The organism is Anaerococcus hydrogenalis DSM 7454, from assembly GCF_000173355.1.
Lineage (GTDB): Bacteria > Bacillota > Clostridia > Tissierellales > Peptoniphilaceae > Anaerococcus > Anaerococcus hydrogenalis.
Genome location: NZ_ABXA01000031.1, coordinates 34,439 through 55,978, shown reverse-complemented (window position 1 = coordinate 55,978; position 21,540 = coordinate 34,439). Strand labels below are relative to the sequence as shown.

Below are 21,540 nucleotides of genomic sequence, written 5' to 3'. Positions count from 1 at the left end.
AATATGGAAGATAGGTCTGTAAATAATGAAATTAGAAACTTTGTTGCCAAAAATATTATAAATGATTTTCTAAAAGATGGAGATAAGTTTTATGAAAAAGAATTTCTAATCAATAAGTTTAGGGTAAATCCTTCTTATGTTGATAAGACTTACCAAAGGCTTTTGGATGAAGATTTGATTGAAGCAAAAAGTGATTACTATTATATGAAAATTGATGAAAGCAAGAAAAATGCCCTTATAGTGGAATTTGCCAATGGATATTTGAATGATTTTTTAAAAAATATGAATTCTATTGGAATTTCCAATGAAGGTGTTTATGATTTTGTAAGTTTGAGGATGAGGGCTAATGGATAATATTTTAGAGATTAAAAATTTGAAAAAAACCTATGGCAAGAAAAATGTGCTTGATGGGATAAATTTAAAACTTGAAAAGGGAAAGATTTTGGGTCTTATGGGCCCAAATGGTTCTGGTAAAACTACCCTTTTAAAATGTATTATGGGTCTTATCAAGCCAAATGATGGGGAGATTTTAATTGATGGAAAAAAAGTTGGAGTCGATACTAAAAAAATAATCTCCTACCTTCCTGATGCCTATCATCTTTATGATAATTTAACAATTGAAGATACTGTAAATCTTTACAAGGATTTTTATGATGATTTTAATATGAGAGTTTGCAAGGAACTTTTTGAATTTATGAAAATTCCAAAAGAAGGATATTCTGATAAATTATCAAAGGGGATGAAGGAAAGACTTCTTTTGGCTTTGACTTTATCTCGTGATACAAAATTATATATTTTAGATGAGCCGATTGAGGGGGTAGATCCAATTGCTAAAGATATGATTTTATCTGCAATTATAAAGACTGTAGATATTGGTAGGACAATAATTATTACAACCCACCAAATTGGAGATTTAGAAAATCTTTTTGACAGGGCAGCCTTTATCCAAAGAGGGCAAATTCTTATGGAAGAAGATGCTGAAGATTTAAGGGATAAGTATAAAAAACAAATGGTAGATTTATATAAGGAAATTTTTGTAATATGATTAAGTTTTTAAAGTATGAATTAAAAAGGTCTAGGGGATTTTTTCTGCTTATGGCACTTTTGTCCATAATTTCAGTAGCTATTACTGGAGTTTTTTATAAATTTAATAGCTTTGATATGGAAAATAAAAATTTTTCATTTTTTATCCTCCTTCTTGCCTTGGCTCTTATAATTTTATCAATTTGCCTTATATTTTTTACGGTTAGGTTCAAAAGGGATATTTTTGATAAGTCATCCTATATAACTTTTACCATAAATGTTTCTGTGGCAAGGATTATTTTTGCAAAATTTTTGGCAAGTGTATTGGTGGGATTTTTAAGTCTTTTAATTTTTGTAGGATCCTTGATCCTTGGGGCAAATATTTTAGAAATTTCCAAAGGACTTGTAAATATTTCTCCCTCAAGTCTTCTAGCTTATGTGGTAGTCAGTGGAATTTATTATTCAATAGCCTATCTTTTATTAACTTTGGGCATGACCCTTTCAAAAGTTCAAATTTTTAAAAGATACTATTCCTTTGTAACAGTAGTCTTATCTATTGTATTATTTACAATTGTAGTCTGGCTTTTAAGAAATATCTACCAAATAAGCCCGGTAGCACTAAGCCTTAAAAATTTCTCTATCCAAAGGCTTATAAATATAAATGGGATAGATATATCAATGCTTTATAATGGCCTAGATGGAAAAATTATTGGGATAAATATTTGGATGTTAATCTTTTCGGTTTTAATAATAGCACTTACATTTTTTTATAATGTATTTTTGATAGAAGAAAAGATAGATTTTTAGGAGATCTTATGAGAAAGTATTTAAAATATGATGTAAAATCAAATATGAAATTTTTTATTTCAACAGTTGCAACATTTGTGATCCTATTAATATCCTTACTATCAATAAAAACCCTTGGGGCCATTTCCCAATCACTGGAGATAAACTCAGCCGTAAATTCAATAGAAATAATAGTAGTTGTTGTATTTATACTTACAATTTCCTATTTTATAATAAATTCTTTTTACAAGGACCTTTACACAAATAGGTCAATATTAACATTTTCCTTGCCCATAAGTGCTAAAGAATTTATAAGTGCAAAACTTTTGGTGATAAATATATTCTTTTGGCTTTTGGTATTTTTGTCAGTGTTCCTATTTTATGTAGTAGGAATTTATATGAATTTAAAATCTCTCTTATCATTAATTTTTATAATGATTTTAGTAAATATAATATCTCTTCTAATATTTTTGTACATGCAAATGGATAGGTTTATGCTAAGAAGAAAAACTTCTGCCATCTTAATTTTTATAATTATGGTTTTGATATTAGCTGTTGGATTTTTTGTAAATAAAAATTTTCTATTCTTAAATAACAAAATGCTCTTAAAAAATTATAATTATATGGCTTTTATTTATGCCTATATAAAATATAAGGGCGCTTTCTATATAAATTTAACAAGTTTTTCCTATTATATAATAGTTACGCTTATCTTATTTAGGATAAATGCAAAAATATTAAGAAAAGATCTAGATTTATCGTGAGGTTTATATGAATAAAAATATGTATATAGGAATAATAGGAGGGGTTATAATTTCTATTATTTTAAATAATGCCTATAATTTTCCAAACAAAGAAATGGTTGCAGTTATCTGTGCAGTTCTTGGTGCCTTTTTTGGGGCAAGCATTGACAATAAGTTTAAAAAACACAAGTAGGGTATAGTCATAGTAAGGAGATCTTATGGATAATAAAATTAATGATGTCAAAAAAATAATAAAAGAGTCAAACAATATTGTATTTTTTGGTGGAGCAGGAGTATCAACTGCATCTGGAGTTCCAGATTTTAGGTCTGCAACAGGACTTTATAATAGAGAAAATAATTCTTCATATTCACCAGAATATATGCTAAGTCATGAATTTTTCGTAAACCATCCTGATAAATTTATGGAATATGCAAAAGAAAATTTGATGATTGAAGGGATAAAACCAAATGATTGCCATTTTGCCCTAACAAAACTTGAAAAAATGGGAAAATTAAAGGGGATAGTTACCCAAAATATAGACTCTCTCCACCAAGAAGCAGGAAGTAAAAATGTAGTTGAGCTTCACGGAAATTTGAGAGATTATTACTGCACATCTTGTGGGAAAAATTTTGATCTTTCTTATGTAAAAAAATTTAATAATTTAGTCACATGCGATGAGTGTGAATCAGTTGTAAGACCTGATATAGTTTTGTATGGAGAAAGTTTAAATAATGATAATATAAACTATGCTGTAAATTTAATTAGTCAGGCTGATGTTTTGATAGTTGGAGGAACAAGTTTAGTTGTATATCCAGCAGCAGGACTTATAGATTTTTATAGGGGCAAAAAACTTATTGTCATAAATAGAGATCCTACCCCAAAAGATAATAAAGCAGACTATCTTTTAAAGGGAGATATATCAAAAATAATGAAAGAATTAGTAGAAGGTGTTTAATTTTGAAAAAAAGACATGGAATAGATGAACTATCAATAGGACTAGTATGGTTTGCCATAGGACTTATGCTATTAAATTATTTTTTAAAAATTGATTTTTTACAAGCCCTACCCTTAATTATTGTTTTTTATGCCATATTTAGGACTATTTCAACAAATGAGATTAAAAGAAACAGTGAAAATTATATTTTTAAATTAAAATTTTTAAATCCAATTCAAAAAAAATATAGAAAAATTAAGAGGAAAATATTTGGAGATAAAAAATATAAGTATATTAAGTGTAAATCCTGTGGACAAGAATTACGTATTCCTAAGGGCAAAGGAAAAATTATGGTAAAATGCCCAAAATGCAAGACAAAACAAAAGGTAAAATCGTAAAAAAAAATTAAATTTTATCTTTATTTTTAAAAAAATTTATTGTATAATACCTGAGGAAGGAGCATGTATGGATAGATTAATAGGAACAGTATCAATGGGTGTTAGGACACCTATTATTGAGACAGGAGATAACTTAGTAGATATAGTATTTGATAGCGTAAACAATGCTGTTGAATCAAAGAATATCGAATTAAAGGATAAGGATGTAGTTTGTGTTACAGAATCACTTGTAGCAAGAGCTCAAGGAAACTACGCAACTTGTGAACAAATTGCTAAAGACATCAATAACAAATTCAAAGCAGATGAAATAGCAATATTATTCCCAATTTTAAGTAGAAACAGATTTTCAATTATGTTAAAAGCTTTCGCTTTAAGTGGTAAAAAACTTCACATCTGTTTATCTTATCCACAAGATGAAGTAGGAAATTATATTATGGATAGGATGGACTTATTTGAAAGTGATGTAAATCCTTATTCAGATATCTTATCAGAAGAAGAATTTAGAAAACTTGCAGGAGATTACAAACACGAATTTACTGGAGTTGACTATATTTCTCTTTACAAGGAAATGGCAAAAAACAGTGAGGTACATTTTTTCAACAATCCAAAAGATGTGCTTAAATTTACAAAAAGTGTTTTAGTTTGCCAAATTCATACAAGAGACTTAACTAAAAAACTTCTTGAAAAATCTGGTGCCGAAGAAGTTTACGGACTAGATGAAATAATGACACAATCAGTTGATGGATCAGGTTATAACGAAGATTATGGTTTACTTGGATCAAATCTTTCTACAGACGATGTAGTAAAATTATTCCCAAGAGACGGCCAAGTTTTCGTAGATGAGCTTCAAAAAAGACTTATTGAAAAATACAATAAAGAAATTGAAGTAATGATTTACGGCGATGGAGCTTTCAAAGACCCAGTTGGAAAAATTTGGGAGCTTGCAGATCCAGTTGTATCCCCAGCATATACAAAGGGACTTTCTGGAACACCAAACGAATTAAAAATCAAATATATAGCTGATACCGAATTAAAAGACTTATCAATTGATGAAAGAACCGAAAAAATGAGAGAAAGAATTTCTCACAAAAAAGATGACTTAAAAGGTACAAATGAAACTTTAGGAACAACACCTAGACAAATTACAGACCTTTTAGGATCACTTTGTGATTTAACATCAGGTTCTGGTGATAAGGGAACTCCTGTTGTTCTTATACAAGGGTATTTTGATAATTATTCAAATGATTAAAAAAAAGCCGAGAGGCTTTTTTTTTATAAACTTGGAGGATTAAAAAATTAGTAAAAATGAACGAAAATATAGGTGAAAGTAATTTTTCTGAAAAAGAAAAATTAAAACATATTCTTGAAAGAAATGCTGCTATAAAAATTTTAAGAAAAGATAGGAAAAAAGATAAATTTGCCCACGAACCTTTAAGTCCAAGAAAGAAGTTTTTCTTGATGAGTTTTGCAGCAGTTTTGATGGCAAATGGTACACATTTTTTCAAATATCCTAACCATTTTGTAATAGGCGGAGTAGAGGGGGCATCCATACTGCTTTCCAATAGCCTTCCTCTATCACCAGCCTTTATAACCTTGGTTTTAAATCTTTCCTTATTAGTCTTGGCGTATTTTATTTTGGGGAAAAACTTTGTAATAAAAACGGGCTACGTATCCATACTAAATTCCTTAACAGCCCTTTTATTAAGTAAAATTATGCCTCACACAACGCCCTTTACAGATAATAAACTTTTAGAATTATTTTGTGCAGTATTAATCCCTGCCCTTGGCTCCTCAATTCTTTTTAATCTATCTGCATCCAGTGGAGGAACCGATATAATCGCCATGATTATAAATAAATACACCAATTTAAATATTGGCAAATCTCTATTGATTGGAGATTCTATTTTAACCTTGATGTCAATAAAAATGTTCGGTGCAGAAATCGGACTTTTATCATGCCTTGGACTTTTGATGAAAGGACTTGTAGTAAATCAATTTATTGCATCCTTTAACACGGCAAAATTATTTTTGATAATTACGTCCAAGCAAGAAGAAATCAGTGTATTTATTAGAGACAAATTAAATAGGTCAGCAACTGTAATTGATGGTACAGGCCTATATTATAAAAAAGACCAATCAGTATTTTTGTGTGTAACTAATGATTATGAAGCAGCCCTTTTTAGAAAATATATAAGAGAAATTGACCCACGTTGCTTTATAACAGTTTTAGATACCTCATCAATAATAGGTAAGGGCTTTTACTCTACAGACCTTCATTAGAAAGGAAAAATTAATGAACGTATTAGTTTCTTGTGATGAAAATTATATAAATCCATTAAAGACCATGTTATATTCATTATTTAAAAGTAATTATATACAAATTGAAATATATCTAATTCATAAAGATATAAGAGATGAAAAGATAAAAGAAATTGAAAAATTTGTAGAAAAAGCAAGTCTAGGAAAAGGAAAATTAAATACAATAAAGGTTGAAGATCTTTTTTCAAAGGCAAAAACAACTTTCTATTACACAGAAGAAATGTATTATAGACTTTTGGCATACAAATACTTGCCAAAAAGTTTAGATAGAATTTTATACCTTGATCCTGATGTACTAGTTTTAAATTCGTGTGAAGAACTTTACAATATGGATTTATCTGATAATTATTTTGCAGCAGCAACTCACACTATTCCAACTGTTCAATCAGCAAATGTAGCAAGACTGTCTTTAACATCAGGCCATAAAGATATAGAAAATTACTTTAATTCTGGAATTTTGATGATAAATTTAGAACTTGCAAGAAATAGCGAAAAATATGAAAAAGAAGTCTTAAATTATGTAGAAAATTCAAAATCACTGGGTCTAATAATGCCGGATCAAGATCTTTTGAATGTTGTTTTTAGAAATAAAATAATAAAAATTGATGAAATAAAATATAATTATGATGCAAGAAGGTATTTAGCTTATAAATTGAAGGATAAAAAATATAAGCTCTCTTATATTATATCTAATACTTGCTTTTTGCATTTTTGTGGAAAAAGAAAACCTTGGTTAGATGAAAATAATTTGGGTGTATTCACATCGCTTTATTTATATTTTTGGAAAAATGCAATGAACATATAAAAACTCCTAATTTTAAAATTAGGAGTTTTTTTAAGCTAGAAATAATTTTAGATGATACATTAAATAAGCTATTATCACAATTTCAATTAATTTAGCCAAAGACATTGTCTTAATATAATCTTTAAAGTTTAATTTTTTAAAACCTGCCACCATGGAAAGTGCATTATCTGGAGCAAAAGGCATGGCACTTGTTAGAAATAAAACTTTTTTAAATCTTTTTGTACTCTGTCTTCTAGCACTTTCATACTTTTTTATACTTTTTTTGGGTAAAAATAAATTCAAAAATCTTTTACCGTAAATTCTTGTCAAAGTGTAATTTAAAACAGCAGTCATAAGACCTGTTATGTAATTTAAAAATAAGCCAAATTTTTGACCAAACAAAGCGAAACCTATTACTATAAAAATTGTTGTTGGAATAAAAGGAACAAATCCTATTAAAACTTTCAAAATTATAAATATTAAAGGAGCAAGATATGAAAAAGCACCGATATAATCATACAATTTATCTGAATTTGTAAGTATTCCTAATACATATAATCTATATAAAAAATAAAAAAATAAAATAGAAAGACCAATGCTTATAGATATTTTAATTTTTTTACTATGTTTTTTCAAAAAATATTTCATAAAAAAATCATGAATACGAATTTACAAAAAAGAGAGGCTTAAGCCTCTCATAAAAAAAATCTTATTCTTGTTCTTCGAACATATCTTTGCCTACTCCACAAACTGGGCAAACCCAATCTTCTGGTAGATCTTTGAATTCTGTTCCTGCGTCGATTCCGTTATCTGGATCTCCGTTTGCAGGATCATAGATATATCCACAAGCTGTACATACGTATTTCATAATATTCTCCTTTCGTTTCGTTATATTAACATTATACTACAAAATTAAAAAAATCAATAATTTTAAAAACTAGCAGAAAAATTGACAAAAATTTTTTTATTGGGTATAAGTCTATTAGTAAGAGATGAGGGATAATATGGAACTTATTAGAAACACAATGCCTACAGACCTTGAAGCAATAAAAAAATTTAGGGACGAGCTTGTTTTAAATTTAAAAAAAAAAAAATAAGATGAGGATTTAATTTTTAAAATAAGATTAATCCTAGATGAACTTATAATAAATTCCTATGAACATGGAAACAGGTGTCAGTATGATAAGATCATTGATACAACTTTTATCATGGATGATGATTGTTGCCTAATAAAAGTGAAAGATGAGGGAGAAGGAATTGATTATCTTTATGAAAATGATGGTTTAAATGATCATGGTAGGGGGATAAAACTTGTTTATACCCTAGCAGATGATTTAATAATTAAAGATAATATTATAATAGCCTTGGTAAAAAGAAATTCGAAGATAAAATTGTATATATAATACTTGGTAATTTTATTTTATCAAGTATTTTTTTTGTTATTTATTGATAATCTTATCACATATGATATAATAAATTGATGAATAAATAGTTTATAATAGATAAGAAAGAAGTGATTTAATGAAACGTGAAGATATAAGAAATGTAGCGATAATTGCCCATGTAGACCATGGAAAAACAACCTTGGTTGATGGACTTTTAAAGACAAGTGGTATTTTTAGAGAAAATCAAAAAGTTGATGAAAGAGTTATGGATTCAAACTCTATAGAAAAAGAAAGAGGAATTACAATTCTTTCAAAAAATACTGCCATAAATTATAAAGATATAAAAATAAATATTATCGATACTCCAGGCCATGCCGATTTTGGTGGAGAAGTTGAAAGAGTTTTAAACATGGCCGAAGCTGTTGTTTTGGTAGTTGATAGTCACGAAGGACCAATGCCTCAAACAAAATTTGTATTAAGAAAGGCGATTGAATTAAATCTTCCAGCAATAATTTGTATTAATAAGGTTGATAGACCAGACCAAAGAGTTGAGGAAGTAATGGATGAAGTCCTAGACTTATTTATCTCACTTGATGCTGACGAATCATATCTTGATTCCCCATTTGTTTTTGCATCAGCAAAACAAGGTTGGGCAAGTTTAGAATTTGGTGAAGAAAAAGAAGATATGACAGATCTTTTAGATACAATAATAGAATATACTCCTGCCTTTGAAGCTAAAGAAGATAGTCCATTTAAGGTTTTGGTTTCAACAACAGATTATGATAACTATCTTGGAAGAATTGCAATTGGAAAAGTTGAAAGTGGAAAAATCAAGAAAAATGATTCTTGTATAATTGTAAATTACAATGATAAAGACAGAAAAGTAAAATCCAAAATTGTTACAATTTATGAATTTGAAGGACTTGAAAGAAGTGAAGTAGAAGAAGCTTCCTTTGGTTCAATTGTTGCCCTATCAGGAATGGAAGATATAAATATAGGAGATACAATTTGTACAGAAAGTGATATGGATCCTATAGAATTTACAAAAATTTCTGAACCAACCCTTTCAATGACATTTTCTGTAAATAATTCACCCTTTGCAGGACGTGATGGAGATTATGTAACAAGTAGGCACTTAAGAGATAGGCTATTTAAAGAAAAAGAAACAGACGTATCACTTAGGGTTGAGACAACTGATTCAACAGAAGCCTTCAAGGTTTCAGGAAGAGGAGAATTACATCTTTCAGTATTAATCGAAAACTTAAGAAGAGAAGGATACGAATTCCAAGTTTCAAAGCCTGAAGTTATGTTTAAGAAAGATGAAAATGGAAAAACCTTAGAACCAATTGAACTTGCAACAATAGATGTAGACCAAGAATACACTGGAGCAATTATAGAAAAATTAGGACTTCGTAAGGGAGAACTTATAGAAATGGCTCCAAATTCTTCAGGATATACAAGAATGATATTTAAAATTCCTGCAAGAGGACTTATAGGTTATAGGCAAGAATTTTTGACTGATACAAAAGGAACTGGAATTTTAAATACAGAATTTGATTCATATGAAAGATATAAGGGAGATATTGCAAAAAGACAAGCAGGATCACTTATTTCATTTGAAACAGGAGTTGCAACAACTTATGGCCTTCATGCTGCCCAATCAAGAGGACAACTTTTTGTAAAACCTCAAGATGAAGTATATGAAGGAGAAGTTATTGGATCAAACGCAAAAGGAATTGACATTGACGTAAATGTCTGCAAAAAGAAAAAACAAACCAATGTCAGAGCATCAGCAGCTGACGAGGCCTTGGTTTTATCTCCTGCAAAAATTATGAGCGTTGAAGAAATGATGGAATTTGTAGAAGAAGATGAGCTTATAGAAATTACCCCTCATAAGCTAAGAATTAGAAAAAGAATTTTAGATAATAATCTAAGATACAAGGCTAAGAAAAATAGCAAATAAGGTGGATCATGAAAAAAAGATTTGAAAGATTTCTTTCAACTTCTTTGCTTTTGACAATTTTAGTGGTTTTATTATCAAATTTAATGCTAATACTTACCAAAATTAACCCACAAATAGTAAATCATATATGGAATATTTCCTTTATTATTTCGTGGGTTATAATGTTAGCCTATCCCCTATATATATTGATGGAAAAAAATTCTAGGGGATATTCAATATTTTTAGCATTAATAAGTGTAGTTGTTTTTTCCTTGTTAAGTTTTCACGCCTTACTTGTGATAAGCAATTACACACCACTTTTACCAAAATACATAGCAGTTGATGGAAGAATAACAGATTATTGGCAAGAAATTTTTTATAGTGGACTAATTATAATCTATGTAGGACATATTATAAATTTAATCCTTATAAAAAGAATAAAAAATAAAGAAGAAATTAAAAAATAAGGGAGGTTTATCTTATGAAAAAAGAGCTAAGTGTTTCTTTATCAGTAATAAAAAGGTTACCAAAATATTATAGATATTTAGAAGCAATAAATGAAAAAGGCATTGTAAGAGTTTCATCAAAAGAACTTTCACAAATCACAGGACTTACAGCAAGTCAAATCAGACAAGACCTAAACCACTATGGTTGCTTTGGCCAACAAGGATACGGATATAACGTAAGAGAGCTAATGGATGAGCTTGCTAAAATTATCGGTGTAGACAAAGAATATTCTATGGTAATAATTGGTTACGGAAATATAGGCCATGCACTTTACCAATATAGTGGCTTTAAAAGTCTAGACTATAATGTAAAGGCAGTTTTTGATAAAAATAACGAAGAAGTATCAACAGACACACTTGAGGTTTTATCAATAGATAAGCTTAAAGATTACTTAGAAGAAAATAAGATTGATATAGGAATAATCACTACACCCAAAGAAGGTGCCCAAGAAGTATGTGATATTCTTTGTGAAGGAGGAATAAAAGGAATTTGGAACTTCGCACCAGTTGATTTAAAAACAAAAAATAATGTAGTAATAGAAAATGTTCACCTAGATGAATCATTATTTACCTTAACTTATTTTATCAACTCACCAGAAGATTTCGCTTTTTAGATAATTATGATTGTAGCTTCAGTATCAAATTTAGAAAAATCCTACCCAAATAAAGATGTATTTTCAAACATCTCCTTTACCATAAATAAGGGAGATAAGATTGGACTAATAGGAAATAACGGTTCTGGAAAGTCTACACTATTTAATATATTAACAGGAGAGATTTCAAAAGATAAGGGAAATATACATATACCAAATGACATAAGTCTTGGATATTTAAAACAACAACTAGGTCTTATGTCAAATAAAAGTATATATGATTATTGTTTGGATGTTTTTAAAGATCTAATAAGTCTTGAAAAAAATATTAGGGACTTGGAAGTAAAGATGAGCGAGGAAAAAAATCCAGACAGGCTCGATGAAATAATGAAAGAATACGCAAAAAAAAGCGAAGAATTTGAAAAAAAACAAGGCTATTCCTATAAGTCAGAAATAAGAGGGGTTCTTATAGGTATGGGTTTTGAGGAAGAAGATTTTCAAAAAGAAGTTTCGCTTTTATCAGGAGGACAAAAGGCAAGGGTTGAACTTGCCTGTCTTTTATTGGAAAAGCCTGACCTTATTTTATTAGATGAGCCAACCAACCACCTCGATATAAAGGCTATTAATTTTTTGGAAAATTTTGTCAAAAATTTTAAGGGATCAGTTATAGTAATTAGCCACGATAGGTATTTTCTTGATGCAACTGTATCAAAAATATTTTTATTAGAAAATGAATCCTTAAAAATTTATAACGGTGATTACACATCTTTTATGAAGCAAAGAAAAAAAGATTTGAAGGTTCAAAACCACCTTTATAAGTCCCAACAAAAAGAAATTAAAAGGCAAGAAGAGATAATTGATAGGCTTAAAAATCTTGGAGGTTCAAAAAGAAAAAGGGGAATTTCCCAATCAAGATCAAGACAAAAACTTTTGGATAAGATGGAAAGACTAGAAAAACCTGATAGTCTTAATGAGTCAATAAATATAAGATTTACGCCAAGAATTGTATCTGGAGTTGATGTATTAAGTGTTGATAAACTAAAAAAATCCTATGATAAGGAAATTTTTGAAGATATTTCTTTTAATATTTATAGAAATGATAGGGTGGCAATAATTGGAGAAAATGGTGTAGGAAAAACCACCCTTTTTAAAATAATTTTAAACCAAGAAAGAAAAGATGAAGGTCAAATAAAACTTGGTTCAAGCGTAAAAATTGGATATTTTGACCAAGAACAAAAATCTTTAAATACAGAAAATACTTTGTTTGAAGAGATAAGAGAAGCTTATCCTGACCTTACAAATTTTGAGATAAGATCATATCTTGCAAAAATAATGTTTTATCAAGATGAAGTAGATAAGCCGATAAATGAATTATCAGGAGGCCAAAGAGCAAGAATTTCTCTTTTAAAACTTATGCTGTCAGATTGTAATTTTATTTTGATGGATGAGCCAACTAACCACCTAGATATAGATTCTAAAGAGGCCTTGGAAGATGCTTTAATCTCTTATGAGGGAACAGTCCTTGTCATAAGCCACGATAGGTATTTTTTAAATAAAATTGCTGTTAAGATTCTTGATATGCATAAGGATAATATGAAAGAATATTTGGGAAATTATGATTATTATGTAGAAAAAATAAAAGAGGAGTCAATGGAAGATGAGAAAAAATCATCCATGACCCAAACCCAAATTAAAAAAGAAGAAAAAAGAAAAATTAAAAAGGCTTGAGATAAGAAAAATAAAAGAAAAACTTGAAAAATTAGAAAAAGAATCTAATACTATTGATACAAAAATCCATCAATTAACTGAAATAAGCCTAAAAGAAGGTTTTTATGATGACCAAGAAAAAGTTATAAAAACTTTTGAAAAGATAAAAAATCTTGAAGATAGAAAACAAAAAGTACAAGATATGTGGCTTGACCTATCCTTAGAATTGGAAGAAAATTAAAAAGTTTTGTTTCAAAAACTAAAGCGTGGGTAAATTATAAGTGAGGAGGATTTATGGGAGGTTTTAAAAAATTTTTGTGGTCTCTAATGACTATAGTTCTCATAATAATAGCTGCGGTACTAGGTACTGTATCTCTTGTTGATGATGGAATTCGTCATGATTTATTATCATATTTAGAAATCCAAAATTACAGGTATGTGCTATTAGGAGTAGCGATTGCTGTATTAGTTTTTGCTATCATTCTTTTAATAGATATTATCGCAAATCAAAATGATAAGCGTGAATATTTAGTAGAAGATAATACTGGGGATATTTTTATAACAAAAAACTCATTAGATGCTACGGTAGATTCTGCTGTGAAGAAATTCCATGGAGCAGAGCTAACTGATTCAAAAGTTAAGATAATTAAGGGCAATAATATAGATGCAAATGTAAAATGTGATATTTTTGGTGAAAGAGATTTTGAAGATATAGGTAGAAAAATTCAAGCAGAAATTGAATTTGCCTTAAAAAATCTTACAGGAATAGAAAATATAAGTGCACATGTTCAATTAAACAAGGCCCAAAAAAGTCAAGAAAGAGAAATTAGGTAGGTGGAATGATGGATAAAAATAATGAAAATTTAGGTTTGAAAAATCAAGAAAATGAAAAACAAGTATCCACCTATGATGTAGAGATGAGAAAATTAGATATTAAAGAGAGAAAAGAAGCAGAATGTAAGAAATTTAAAGAGGAAAATAAGTATAAGATAATTTCTCTAATCTTGGGAATTGTAACTATTGGATCTTTATTTGATTATGGATTTTTTAGAACTCTTGGTATCTGGATAGTATTAGGATTTTGCTATTGCCTAGGCGGATGGCTTGACAAAGATCCTAAAGTAATAGGATTTGTAATCAACTTATTAAAAAAATTTCAATAAATAAAAAGGGGAGTATATTATGACAGAAAAAACATTTGACAAAGAATACGAAAAAGGTCTAGAAAAAGACGCAGAAATCGAACAAGAAGTTTCAAAATTATCTATAGCTGACAAGGTTGTTGCAAAAATTTCAAGAATTGCCGTCAACAGAGTTGATGGAATTTTGGATATGAAAGCAAGCTTTTTTGATTCTGTATCATCAGTTTTCCAATCTTCAACAGAACAAGATACATCAGGAGTTGATGTAGAAGTTGGAGAAAAAGAAGCAAAAGTAAACATGCAAATTATCTTAGAATATGGAAAGTCAGCTCCAAGAATATTTGAACAAATCAAAAAAGTTGTTAGAGAAAATGTAAAAGAAATGACAGGTCTTGACGTTATAACAGTAAATGTTGATGTTGTTGATGTTATGACAAGAGAAGAATACAAGGCAAAAAAATCTGACTCTGACGATAAAAAAGATAGAAGATAATAAAGATAAGAGATTGGTTTTTCCAATCTCTTTTTTAAGGAGAAAAAATGGAAGTTTTATTAATTGGATATAAGTCTTGTTCAACTTGCAAGAAAACTGAGAAATTTTTAGAAGAGAGAAATATTTCTTATAAATTTCAAGATGTAAAGGAAGAAAAACCTGAAAAAGATCAAATAATAGATCTCTATGAAAAAAGTGGCCTTGATATAAAGAAATTTTTTAATACTTCTGGGCAAATTTATAGGAAATTAAATTTGAAAGACAAATTAAAGGATATGTCAGAAGATGAAAAATTAGACCTTCTAGCATCAGATGGCATGCTTTTAAAAAGACCAATTTTGGTAAATGGAGATGATGTTGTAGTTGGAAGGTTAAATATTGAAAAATATATAGAAAAATAAAAATCTCAAGCGAAAAGTTTGAGATTATACTGTTGACAAACTAAATTCTCGCTCATTTCAACCAACTAAACAACCGACAGTCTAGACTATTTTTCCCGATTTATCTTATGAAATAATTGAAGAGATTTCTTTAGATTTATTCGCTCGCTTAATTTGTGTGATAAATGTATAAATAAATGAATTGATTTTTATGTCATACATTTAAATTTATTATATTTGGAAAATAATTTTAAAAAATTGAAAGAAGCGAAGCTTCTTACAAGAAAAGCTCCATGCAATGGTCGGTTGCAGGGGGGGGCGAAAAAGTGGGGGGTTGTTAGGGGGGAGGAAAAAGGGGGAGAATCGAAACTCCCCCATTTCCTCCGCCCTAACATAACGAAGAATTAATTTTTAAAAATAAAAAACTTTAAGATAAATAAAAAATATATAACAAAATATTTTAAACTGTAGACAAACTAAAATTTTATTCATTTCTACTAGATAAACAAAGTCCGTTTCAGTTGTTTATCTGCTCGAAATTAGTGGGTGGTTTGTAGACAGTCTAAGGCAGAAAATCCTGCCTTATTTATATGTGTTTTTATTTTCATAAATTACAAGAACCATGCCCTTATCAAATTCAATTTTAAATTCTTTACCAATAGGCTCATTTGATACTCCTATGTGCATGTCATTTTCTAGAGTGTAATTTTTAAGTTGGTATTTTAAATTTATTAAAGATAAGTTTTCGACCTTTTCTGTCAAGGCAAAAAGGGAGACATAGGTATTTTCTATTTGTTTTTTTCTATGAAATTTTTATCTATTACAAATAGCCTTTGATTTTTATTTTTTAACTCTATGTCTATTCCTTTTTTCTTAAAGTCTTCAAGGATTTTTATATTTGCTATGGTATGGGAAATTCTTCCTCCCAAGGCCCCATAGACTATGATTTTTTTATATCCTTTTTTTATTCCTATATTTATTGCAGCATACAAGTCGGTTTCATCTTTTTCGGGTTTTAGGACAATTTTATTTTCAAAGTCTGGTTTTTTTGCTGAGTCAAAATCACCAATTATTATATGGGGCCTTAGGCCTATTTTTTCAATATAGGTATATCCCTTGTCAGCTCCTATTATATAATCTCCTTCTTTTACCTGGTCAAAAAACCCATCAAATTCTCCACCGGCAAAAATATAACATTTTTTCATAATCCACCTCATCCTTATTATAGCACGGATATTATAGAATAAAGAAAATATCTATGGTAAAATGAATAAGAATGATAAATAAGGAGAGTTATATTTTAATGAAAAAATTAGACCAAAAGAATTCACAATTATTAAGGGTGATTCTTATTTCTATTTTGGTATTTTTTACATTTTGGTATATAAAAAATGTAACTAATGCCCTTACAGTATTTTTAGCTGTGATTCAACCTTTTTTGATTGGATTTATGTTGGCTTTTATTATTAATTTGCCAATGAATTTTTTTGAAAAGAAAGTATTTTCAAAAGTATTTAAAACAGAAAAAACCAAAAATTAATCCCTGTATTTTCACTAATTACATCATGGATTTTATTTATTCTTGGTATTACTATATTTTTAAATGTCTTGATTCCAAGAATTTCATCAGCAGTAACTACTTTGATTGACAGGTTCCCAGTATTTTTAAATGACTTTGTAAAACTTTTAAATAAAAATAAAATTACAAAAAGATTTGCTGATGATGTGCAAAAATATATATATAGTGTTGATTGGAACCATAAACTAGTCCAAGTTAGGGATTACTTCATGGGTGAGGCTGGAAATATTTTTGATAAGACAACAACTATTATAAATTCAGTTTCATCTACCCTTGTAACTGTAGCAACTAGCCTGATATTTTCAGTATTTGTTTTAATAAGCAAAAAAGATTTGAAAATTTTGGCAAACAGGGTAATTTATTCAATCTTTAAAAAAGAAACAGCCGATGAAATAAATAAGGTGGCAAGCCTATCTTATTCAACATTCGCTTCTTATATAAATTCAAAGGCCCTTTCAAGTTTGATTTTGGGACTTTTAGTTTTGATTGGAATGTTTATTTTAAAGATTCCCTTTGCAGCAATGGCAGCAATCATGGTTGCAATAGCAGACTTTATCCCTTATGTTGGTCCTTTGATTGCAACAATTATTATGATGATTTTAATTTTTATAGAATCACCCTTCCAATCCTTGGTATTTTTAATATTTTTATTAATAGTCCAACAAGTTCAAGGATCAATAATTTATCCAGCCCTTGCCGGAAAAACAATTGGTCTTCCATCAATTTGGATAATAGTTTCAATAGCCATTGGAGGAAGTTTGTTTGGAGTTGTAGGAATGCTTGTTTCAATTCCTATAGCATCAATTTTATACACACTAATGAATGAAAAAATGGATAAAAAATTAGAGAAAAAAGAAATCTCAAAAGATCAAATAAAAGAATTGGCAGAAAAAGTCCACTACAAAAAGGAAGAAGATTAGATGAAATTAAAAAGATCTAAAAAGGGAGAATTTGTTCCGGTTGTTAGGAAAAATAAAATATATTTTGGTGGTTTTCAAAATATGCTAAAAGATATAGGAGTAAGTAAGTTTTATAGGGATAGGTCTTGTGTAGTTACAGCCTTTACCAACACCTACCTATATCTTTTTAAAGATGGTGAGAAATTTTCTTATGACGAATTTAATGACTACCAATATTGGTTTTTTAAAACTTTAAGGCCAAAAATATATGGGATTCCTACAGCAAGAATGTTAGATTTTAAGCTAAATAGGATTAGAAAATCCTACCACCTAAGACTTAAATCTCACATTTTAGAAGATTTGCCAATAAAAAGACACTCAATAGATGAAATTGCAAACTTTATTAATGGAGCCCTTGCAAAAGACCTACCTGTAATATTTTTTAATTGGCTAAGTAGTTCAGTTGATGTCATGAAACATCACGGGGTAACAATTACCCAATTAGATAAAAAAGAAGATGACTATATTCTAACCCTTTCTTCTTGGGGAGAGGTCTATAAAATTTCTTTAAAAGAATTTTTAAATCAAGCAAGAACCTATACAGGTTTTATTTATTTTGAAAGAGATAGTATAGTGGCTTAAGGCTTAAGATATTAAAAATACTTTAATATTAAAGAAAAAATATAGGAGAGAATAATATGAACAAAAATAAATTTATGGAAAGCTATATAGAAAACTTGCAAAGAATAACGCTGAAAAACTTTAAGGATACTTCAGACAAGGACAGGTACTTTGCCCTTTGCGATACAATAATGGAACTAATAAACCAAGAATGGAGAAATTGTAAAAATAGGACCAGAAAATCAAGAAAGGCCTATTACTTTTCAGCAGAATTTTTGGTAGGAAGATCACTTGGAAATAACCTTATAAACCTTGGTATTTATGACGAGGTTAAGGAAATTTTAAAAGAAATTGATATAGACTTTGAATCAATAGAAAATTTTGAAGATGATGCTGCCCTTGGAAATGGAGGGCTTGGTAGACTTGCAGCTTGCTTTATGGACTCAGCAGCAACCCAAAAGCTAGATATGTATGGTTACGGAGTAAGATATAGGGAAGGACTTTTCAAACAAAAAATTGAAAACGGCTTTCAGGTAGAAGAAGGTGACCACTGGATAAAAGATGGTGATGGCTGGTCAATAAGAGTAGAATCTGATTCAAAAATTGTAAAATTTAGGGACCAAACAGTAAAGGCAGTTCCATACGATATGCCAATGTTAGGATTTGAAAACGAACAAGTAAATACTTTAAGATTATGGCAAGCAGAACCATTTGAAGAATTTGATTTTTCATATTTTAATAACTTTCAATATGATAAGGCAGTCGAAGAAAAAACAGGGCTGAAGATATAACTAGGGTTTTATATCCAAATGATATTCAAAGAGAAGGAAAAGTTTTAAGATTAAAACAACAATACTTCTTCTGCTCAGCTTCAATCCAAGATATGGTTGCAAAATACAAACAATATTTCCAAAATGACCTCCAATTTGAAGAATTTTCAAAATACCATGTAATCCAATTAAATGATACCCATCCAATAATTGCAATTCCTGAGCTAATCAGGGTTTTGGTTGATGAAAATTCAATTGACTTTGAAAAGGCAGTAGAAATTACAAAAAATACCTTCGCCTTCACAAACCACACAGTTTTACAAGAGGCCCTAGAAACATGGCCAAAAGACATAATGCTTGAAGTTTGCCCAAGATGTTTTGAAATAATAGAACAATTAAACGAAAATGTTGTAAAAGAATTTAAGAAAAAAGGCCTATCAGAAGAAGCAATCGATCCTTATAGGATTATTAGATTTGACCAAATAAGAATGGCAAATCTTGCTATTGTTATGAGTAAGTCTGTAAATGGAGTTGCAAAACTTCACACACAAATTCTAAAAGATGATACCTTTAACAATTGGTACAAATTAATGCCAGAAAAATTCAACAACAAAACAAATGGTATCACCCCAAGAAGATGGCTTGTTTATTCAAATATTAGACTATCAAATTTCATCACAGAAAAATTGGGAACAGGTGATTGGAAATACGACCTAACAAAATTAAAAGGCCTTGAAAAATTCCTAGACGATGAAAAAACTCTAGAAGAAATAAACCAAATAAAATATGAAAACAAAAAAGATTTGGCAAAATATATCCTAGAAAATGAAGGAATAAGCATAGATCCAAATTCTATTTTTGACATTCAAATAAAAAGAATCCACGAATACAAAAGACAACACCTAAACCTTATTCATATAATAAACCTCTACCATGAATTAAAAAATAATCCTGACATGGACTTTTACCCAACAACCTTTATACTTGGAGGAAAAGCAGCACCAGGATACTTTAGGGCAAAGGCAATAATAAAACTTGCCAACGAGATAGCAAGAGTAGTAAACAATGACCCATATGTAAATGACAAAATAAAAGTAGTGTTTGTAAATAACTACAGGGTAAGCTACGGTGAAAAACTCTTCCCAGCAGCAGATATTTCTGAGCAAATTTCAACAGCAGGAAAAGAAGCTTCAGGAACAGGAAATATGAAATTCATGCTAAACGGAGCCCTAACACTTGGAACCTATGATGGGGCAAATATAGAAATATTTGAAAATGCAGGAGTTGAAAATAATTATTTATTTGGAGCGAAAGTTGAGGAATTAAATGAAATTTATAATTCCTACAATCCAAAAGAATTCTATCACACAAATGAAGATATAAAAGATGCAGTAGATGCTCTCTTATCAGGAGAATTAAAAGATAATGATTCCTATATGTTCCTTGATATTTATAATTCCTTAATAAACCCACAAGGGGGAGAAAAGGCTGATAATTATTTTGTCTTAAAAGACTTTGAAGACTATAAGAAAACTCACGAAAAAATAAACAAGGAATATGCTGATAGACTTACATGGGCAAGAAAGAGTTTAAAAAATATAGCAAATGCAGGTTATTTCTCATCAGATAGGACAATCCTTGAATACGCAAAAGATATTTGGAAACTATAAAATTAGAAAAGAGAGAAAATGAGCAAAGATTTAATAATAGGTTTACTCATACCCTTTTTAGGCACAAGCCTAGGATCGGCTATGGTCTACCTTATGAAAAATGAATTATCACATAAATTACAAAAATCCCTATCAGGATTTGCAGCAGGAGTAATGGTTGCAGCAAGTATTTGGTCCTTATTAATACCAGCTATGGATATGGTAGAAAAAGATATGGGAAGAATGGCGTGGATTCCAGCAGTAGTAGGATTTGGAGTAGGAATTGCCTTTTTACTATTTTTAGATAGTGTCATCCCTCACCAACACGTTGACAGCGATGTGGCAGAAGGACCAAAAAATGAATCCTTAAGAAAAACAACCATGATGGTTCTTGCGGTTGTGATCCACAACATTCCTGAAGGAATGGCAGTTGGAGTTGCCTTTGCGGGAGTTCTTGCTGGAAATACAGAAATGACAATGGCAGCAGCCCTAGTCTTATCAATAGGAATAGCAATCCAAAACTTCCCAGAAGGAGCCATAATATCCATGCCATTAAAAAGCCAAGGAATAGGAAAAAATAAATCATTTATAATGGGAGTATTATCAGGAGCAGTAGAACCAATAGCTGCAGTAATAACAATACTACTATCCCAAATAATGATACCAATCCTACCATACCTTCTAAGCTTTGCAGCAGGAGCAATGATATACGTAGTAGTAGAAGAGCTAATACCAGAAGCAACAGGAGAAGGAGAAGACCACTCCAACCTAGGAGTAATCTGGTTTTCAGTAGGCTTCGCAGTAATGATGATCCTGGATGTGATGTTGGGCTAGAAAACGTGGCCAAGGTCCACGTTTTCTACCAACATCCCGCGGAGTAGGTTCG

The 21,540-nt window shown here is 29.7% G+C and carries 27 protein-coding genes and 1 pseudogene; 24 read left to right on the top strand and 4 right to left on the bottom strand.

Annotation, left to right across the window (positions count from 1 at the left end):
* The first annotated feature begins 3 nt into the window (after nucleotides 1-3).
* The 10 genes from ANHYDRO_RS05130 to ANHYDRO_RS05090 all read left to right on the top strand — a co-directional run bounded on the left by ANHYDRO_RS05130 (nucleotide 4) and on the right by ANHYDRO_RS05090 (nucleotide 7,009).
* On the top strand, nucleotides 4-354 hold the full coding sequence (locus ANHYDRO_RS05130; protein WP_004814318.1) for a hypothetical protein: 351 nt from the start codon (nucleotides 4-6) through the stop codon (nucleotides 352-354).
* Complete coding sequence (locus tag ANHYDRO_RS05125; protein ID WP_004814317.1) at nucleotides 347-1,045, top strand: ABC transporter ATP-binding protein; 699 nt, start codon at nucleotides 347-349, stop codon at nucleotides 1,043-1,045. The genes ANHYDRO_RS05130 and ANHYDRO_RS05125 overlap by 8 nt, the downstream gene beginning before the upstream one ends.
* Nucleotides 1,042-1,830, top strand: a complete 789-nt coding sequence (locus ANHYDRO_RS05120) for an ABC transporter permease (RefSeq protein ID WP_004814316.1) — start codon at nucleotides 1,042-1,044, stop codon at nucleotides 1,828-1,830. The genes ANHYDRO_RS05125 and ANHYDRO_RS05120 overlap by 4 nt, the downstream gene beginning before the upstream one ends.
* A gap of 8 nt (nucleotides 1,831-1,838) precedes the next feature.
* Nucleotides 1,839-2,573 (top strand): ABC transporter permease, encoded by a 735-nt coding sequence (locus ANHYDRO_RS05115; RefSeq protein WP_004814315.1) that lies wholly within the window; start codon nucleotides 1,839-1,841, stop codon nucleotides 2,571-2,573.
* 7 nt (nucleotides 2,574-2,580) lie between these two features.
* Nucleotides 2,581-2,745, top strand: a complete 165-nt coding sequence (locus ANHYDRO_RS10040) for a hypothetical protein (RefSeq protein ID WP_004814314.1) — start codon at nucleotides 2,581-2,583, stop codon at nucleotides 2,743-2,745.
* A gap of 25 nt (nucleotides 2,746-2,770) precedes the next feature.
* Nucleotides 2,771-3,508, top strand: a complete 738-nt coding sequence (locus ANHYDRO_RS05110; protein WP_004814313.1) for an NAD-dependent protein deacylase — start codon at nucleotides 2,771-2,773, stop codon at nucleotides 3,506-3,508.
* A 2-nt stretch (nucleotides 3,509-3,510) separates the two neighbouring features.
* A complete protein-coding gene (locus ANHYDRO_RS05105; RefSeq protein ID WP_004814312.1) occupies nucleotides 3,511-3,885 on the top strand; it encodes a hypothetical protein in 375 nt (124 codons plus the stop codon).
* Nucleotides 3,886-3,952: 67 nt separating this feature from the next.
* Nucleotides 3,953-5,134: a coenzyme F420-0:L-glutamate ligase gene (locus ANHYDRO_RS05100; protein ID WP_004814311.1), complete on the top strand. Its 1,182-nt coding sequence runs from the start codon at nucleotides 3,953-3,955 to the stop codon at nucleotides 5,132-5,134.
* A gap of 56 nt (nucleotides 5,135-5,190) precedes the next feature.
* The gene (locus ANHYDRO_RS05095) at nucleotides 5,191-6,165 is read left to right on the top strand and encodes a YitT family protein (RefSeq protein WP_004814310.1); all 975 of its coding nucleotides are present in this window, start codon (nucleotides 5,191-5,193) and stop codon (nucleotides 6,163-6,165) included.
* Nucleotides 6,166-6,178: 13 nt separating this feature from the next.
* Nucleotides 6,179-7,009, top strand: coding sequence for a glycosyltransferase family 8 protein (locus ANHYDRO_RS05090; RefSeq protein WP_004814309.1), 831 nt, complete (start codon nucleotides 6,179-6,181; stop codon nucleotides 7,007-7,009).
* A 30-nt stretch (nucleotides 7,010-7,039) separates the two neighbouring features.
* Here ANHYDRO_RS05090 and ANHYDRO_RS05085 read toward each other — a convergent pair whose 3' ends face one another.
* Both ANHYDRO_RS05085 and rd read right to left on the bottom strand, forming a co-directional pair.
* The gene (locus ANHYDRO_RS05085) at nucleotides 7,040-7,636 is read right to left on the bottom strand and encodes a TVP38/TMEM64 family protein (RefSeq protein WP_004814308.1); all 597 of its coding nucleotides are present in this window, start codon (nucleotides 7,634-7,636) and stop codon (nucleotides 7,040-7,042) included.
* Nucleotides 7,637-7,697: 61 nt separating this feature from the next.
* Nucleotides 7,698-7,856 carry a rubredoxin gene (gene rd / locus ANHYDRO_RS05080; RefSeq protein ID WP_004814307.1) on the bottom strand — a complete coding sequence of 53 codons (159 nt, stop codon included), beginning with the start codon at nucleotides 7,854-7,856 and terminating at the stop codon, nucleotides 7,698-7,700.
* 241 nt (nucleotides 7,857-8,097) lie between these two features.
* On the opposite strand from rd, the gene ANHYDRO_RS10665 reads away from it, so the two are divergent.
* The 9 genes from ANHYDRO_RS10665 (at nucleotide 8,098) to ANHYDRO_RS05035 (ending at nucleotide 15,157) form a co-directional block, all read left to right on the top strand.
* A complete protein-coding gene (locus ANHYDRO_RS10665) occupies nucleotides 8,098-8,391 on the top strand; it encodes an ATP-binding protein (RefSeq protein ID WP_262359371.1) in 294 nt (97 codons plus the stop codon).
* Nucleotides 8,392-8,509: 118 nt separating this feature from the next.
* Nucleotides 8,510-10,336 carry a translational GTPase TypA gene (gene typA, locus ANHYDRO_RS05070; protein ID WP_004814305.1) on the top strand — a complete coding sequence of 609 codons (1,827 nt, stop codon included), beginning with the start codon at nucleotides 8,510-8,512 and terminating at the stop codon, nucleotides 10,334-10,336.
* An 8-nt stretch (nucleotides 10,337-10,344) separates the two neighbouring features.
* Nucleotides 10,345-10,782 (top strand): hypothetical protein, encoded by a 438-nt coding sequence (locus ANHYDRO_RS05065; protein ID WP_004814304.1) that lies wholly within the window; start codon nucleotides 10,345-10,347, stop codon nucleotides 10,780-10,782.
* Between the two features lie 14 nt (nucleotides 10,783-10,796).
* Nucleotides 10,797-11,435, top strand: a complete 639-nt coding sequence (locus ANHYDRO_RS05060; RefSeq protein WP_004814303.1) for a redox-sensing transcriptional repressor Rex — start codon at nucleotides 10,797-10,799, stop codon at nucleotides 11,433-11,435.
* A gap of 6 nt (nucleotides 11,436-11,441) precedes the next feature.
* Nucleotides 11,442-13,142 (top strand): ribosomal protection-like ABC-F family protein, encoded by a 1,701-nt coding sequence (gene abc-f / locus ANHYDRO_RS05055; protein ID WP_004814302.1) that lies wholly within the window; start codon nucleotides 11,442-11,444, stop codon nucleotides 13,140-13,142.
* A 273-nt stretch (nucleotides 13,143-13,415) separates the two neighbouring features.
* On the top strand, nucleotides 13,416-13,955 hold the full coding sequence (gene amaP / locus ANHYDRO_RS05050) for an alkaline shock response membrane anchor protein AmaP (protein ID WP_004814301.1): 540 nt from the start codon (nucleotides 13,416-13,418) through the stop codon (nucleotides 13,953-13,955).
* Between the two features lie 8 nt (nucleotides 13,956-13,963).
* Nucleotides 13,964-14,284 carry a DUF2273 domain-containing protein gene (locus ANHYDRO_RS05045; RefSeq protein ID WP_039914135.1) on the top strand — a complete coding sequence of 107 codons (321 nt, stop codon included), beginning with the start codon at nucleotides 13,964-13,966 and terminating at the stop codon, nucleotides 14,282-14,284.
* 19 nt (nucleotides 14,285-14,303) lie between these two features.
* Nucleotides 14,304-14,756 carry an Asp23/Gls24 family envelope stress response protein gene (locus ANHYDRO_RS05040; RefSeq protein ID WP_004814299.1) on the top strand — a complete coding sequence of 151 codons (453 nt, stop codon included), beginning with the start codon at nucleotides 14,304-14,306 and terminating at the stop codon, nucleotides 14,754-14,756.
* A gap of 47 nt (nucleotides 14,757-14,803) precedes the next feature.
* Entirely contained in the window at nucleotides 14,804-15,157 is a 354-nt protein-coding gene (locus ANHYDRO_RS05035; protein ID WP_004814298.1) for a Spx/MgsR family RNA polymerase-binding regulatory protein, read from the top strand.
* A 561-nt stretch (nucleotides 15,158-15,718) separates the two neighbouring features.
* Here ANHYDRO_RS05035 and ANHYDRO_RS10660 read toward each other — a convergent pair.
* Nucleotides 15,719-15,898 carry a motility associated factor glycosyltransferase family protein gene (locus ANHYDRO_RS10660; protein WP_004814296.1) on the bottom strand — a complete coding sequence of 60 codons (180 nt, stop codon included), beginning with the start codon at nucleotides 15,896-15,898 and terminating at the stop codon, nucleotides 15,719-15,721.
* Nucleotides 15,899-15,924: 26 nt separating this feature from the next.
* A complete protein-coding gene (locus ANHYDRO_RS05030; RefSeq protein ID WP_244261649.1) occupies nucleotides 15,925-16,341 on the bottom strand; it encodes a thiamine diphosphokinase in 417 nt (138 codons plus the stop codon).
* Between the two features lie 98 nt (nucleotides 16,342-16,439).
* On the opposite strand from ANHYDRO_RS05030, the gene ANHYDRO_RS10655 reads away from it, so the two are divergent.
* The 5 genes and pseudogenes from ANHYDRO_RS10655 (at nucleotide 16,440) to ANHYDRO_RS05010 (ending at nucleotide 21,488) form a co-directional block, all read left to right on the top strand.
* Nucleotides 16,440-16,676 (top strand): hypothetical protein, encoded by a 237-nt coding sequence (locus tag ANHYDRO_RS10655; protein ID WP_244261648.1) that lies wholly within the window; start codon nucleotides 16,440-16,442, stop codon nucleotides 16,674-16,676.
* A 68-nt stretch (nucleotides 16,677-16,744) separates the two neighbouring features.
* A complete protein-coding gene (locus ANHYDRO_RS05025; RefSeq protein WP_004814293.1) occupies nucleotides 16,745-17,635 on the top strand; it encodes an AI-2E family transporter in 891 nt (296 codons plus the stop codon).
* The gene (locus ANHYDRO_RS05020; protein WP_004814292.1) at nucleotides 17,636-18,256 is read left to right on the top strand and encodes a hypothetical protein; all 621 of its coding nucleotides are present in this window, start codon (nucleotides 17,636-17,638) and stop codon (nucleotides 18,254-18,256) included.
* A gap of 56 nt (nucleotides 18,257-18,312) precedes the next feature.
* Nucleotides 18,313-20,675, top strand: a pseudogene (locus ANHYDRO_RS05015) (glycogen/starch/alpha-glucan phosphorylase).
* An 18-nt stretch (nucleotides 20,676-20,693) separates the two neighbouring features.
* Nucleotides 20,694-21,488, top strand: a complete 795-nt coding sequence (locus tag ANHYDRO_RS05010) for a ZIP family metal transporter (RefSeq protein WP_004814289.1) — start codon at nucleotides 20,694-20,696, stop codon at nucleotides 21,486-21,488.
* Nucleotides 21,489-21,540: the final 52 nt, after the last annotated feature.

Coding starts and splice junctions, on each gene's coding strand:
- ANHYDRO_RS05130 (WP_004814318.1), top strand. CDS start 4: ATGGAAGATAGGTCTGTAAATAATGAAATTAGAAACTTTGTTGCCAAA.
- ANHYDRO_RS05125 (WP_004814317.1), top strand. CDS start 347: ATGGATAATATTTTAGAGATTAAAAATTTGAAAAAAACCTATGGCAAG.
- ANHYDRO_RS05120 (WP_004814316.1), top strand. CDS start 1,042: ATGATTAAGTTTTTAAAGTATGAATTAAAAAGGTCTAGGGGATTTTTT.
- ANHYDRO_RS05115 (WP_004814315.1), top strand. CDS start 1,839: ATGAGAAAGTATTTAAAATATGATGTAAAATCAAATATGAAATTTTTT.
- ANHYDRO_RS10040 (WP_004814314.1), top strand. CDS start 2,581: ATGAATAAAAATATGTATATAGGAATAATAGGAGGGGTTATAATTTCT.
- ANHYDRO_RS05110 (WP_004814313.1), top strand. CDS start 2,771: ATGGATAATAAAATTAATGATGTCAAAAAAATAATAAAAGAGTCAAAC.
- ANHYDRO_RS05100 (WP_004814311.1), top strand. CDS start 3,953: ATGGATAGATTAATAGGAACAGTATCAATGGGTGTTAGGACACCTATT.
- ANHYDRO_RS05095 (WP_004814310.1), top strand. CDS start 5,191: ATGAACGAAAATATAGGTGAAAGTAATTTTTCTGAAAAAGAAAAATTA.
- ANHYDRO_RS05090 (WP_004814309.1), top strand. CDS start 6,179: ATGAACGTATTAGTTTCTTGTGATGAAAATTATATAAATCCATTAAAG.
- ANHYDRO_RS05085 (WP_004814308.1), bottom strand. CDS start 7,636: ATGAAATATTTTTTGAAAAAACATAGTAAAAAAATTAAAATATCTATA.
- rd (WP_004814307.1), bottom strand. CDS start 7,856: ATGAAATACGTATGTACAGCTTGTGGATATATCTATGATCCTGCAAAC.
- typA (WP_004814305.1), top strand. CDS start 8,510: ATGAAACGTGAAGATATAAGAAATGTAGCGATAATTGCCCATGTAGAC.
- ANHYDRO_RS05065 (WP_004814304.1), top strand. CDS start 10,345: ATGAAAAAAAGATTTGAAAGATTTCTTTCAACTTCTTTGCTTTTGACA.
- ANHYDRO_RS05060 (WP_004814303.1), top strand. CDS start 10,797: ATGAAAAAAGAGCTAAGTGTTTCTTTATCAGTAATAAAAAGGTTACCA.
- abc-f (WP_004814302.1), top strand. CDS start 11,442: ATGATTGTAGCTTCAGTATCAAATTTAGAAAAATCCTACCCAAATAAA.
- amaP (WP_004814301.1), top strand. CDS start 13,416: ATGGGAGGTTTTAAAAAATTTTTGTGGTCTCTAATGACTATAGTTCTC.
- ANHYDRO_RS05045 (WP_039914135.1), top strand. CDS start 13,964: ATGGATAAAAATAATGAAAATTTAGGTTTGAAAAATCAAGAAAATGAA.
- ANHYDRO_RS05040 (WP_004814299.1), top strand. CDS start 14,304: ATGACAGAAAAAACATTTGACAAAGAATACGAAAAAGGTCTAGAAAAA.
- ANHYDRO_RS05035 (WP_004814298.1), top strand. CDS start 14,804: ATGGAAGTTTTATTAATTGGATATAAGTCTTGTTCAACTTGCAAGAAA.
- ANHYDRO_RS05030 (WP_244261649.1), bottom strand. CDS start 16,341: ATGAAAAAATGTTATATTTTTGCCGGTGGAGAATTTGATGGGTTTTTT.
- ANHYDRO_RS10655 (WP_244261648.1), top strand. CDS start 16,440: ATGAAAAAATTAGACCAAAAGAATTCACAATTATTAAGGGTGATTCTT.
- ANHYDRO_RS05020 (WP_004814292.1), top strand. CDS start 17,636: ATGAAATTAAAAAGATCTAAAAAGGGAGAATTTGTTCCGGTTGTTAGG.
- ANHYDRO_RS05010 (WP_004814289.1), top strand. CDS start 20,694: ATGAGCAAAGATTTAATAATAGGTTTACTCATACCCTTTTTAGGCACA.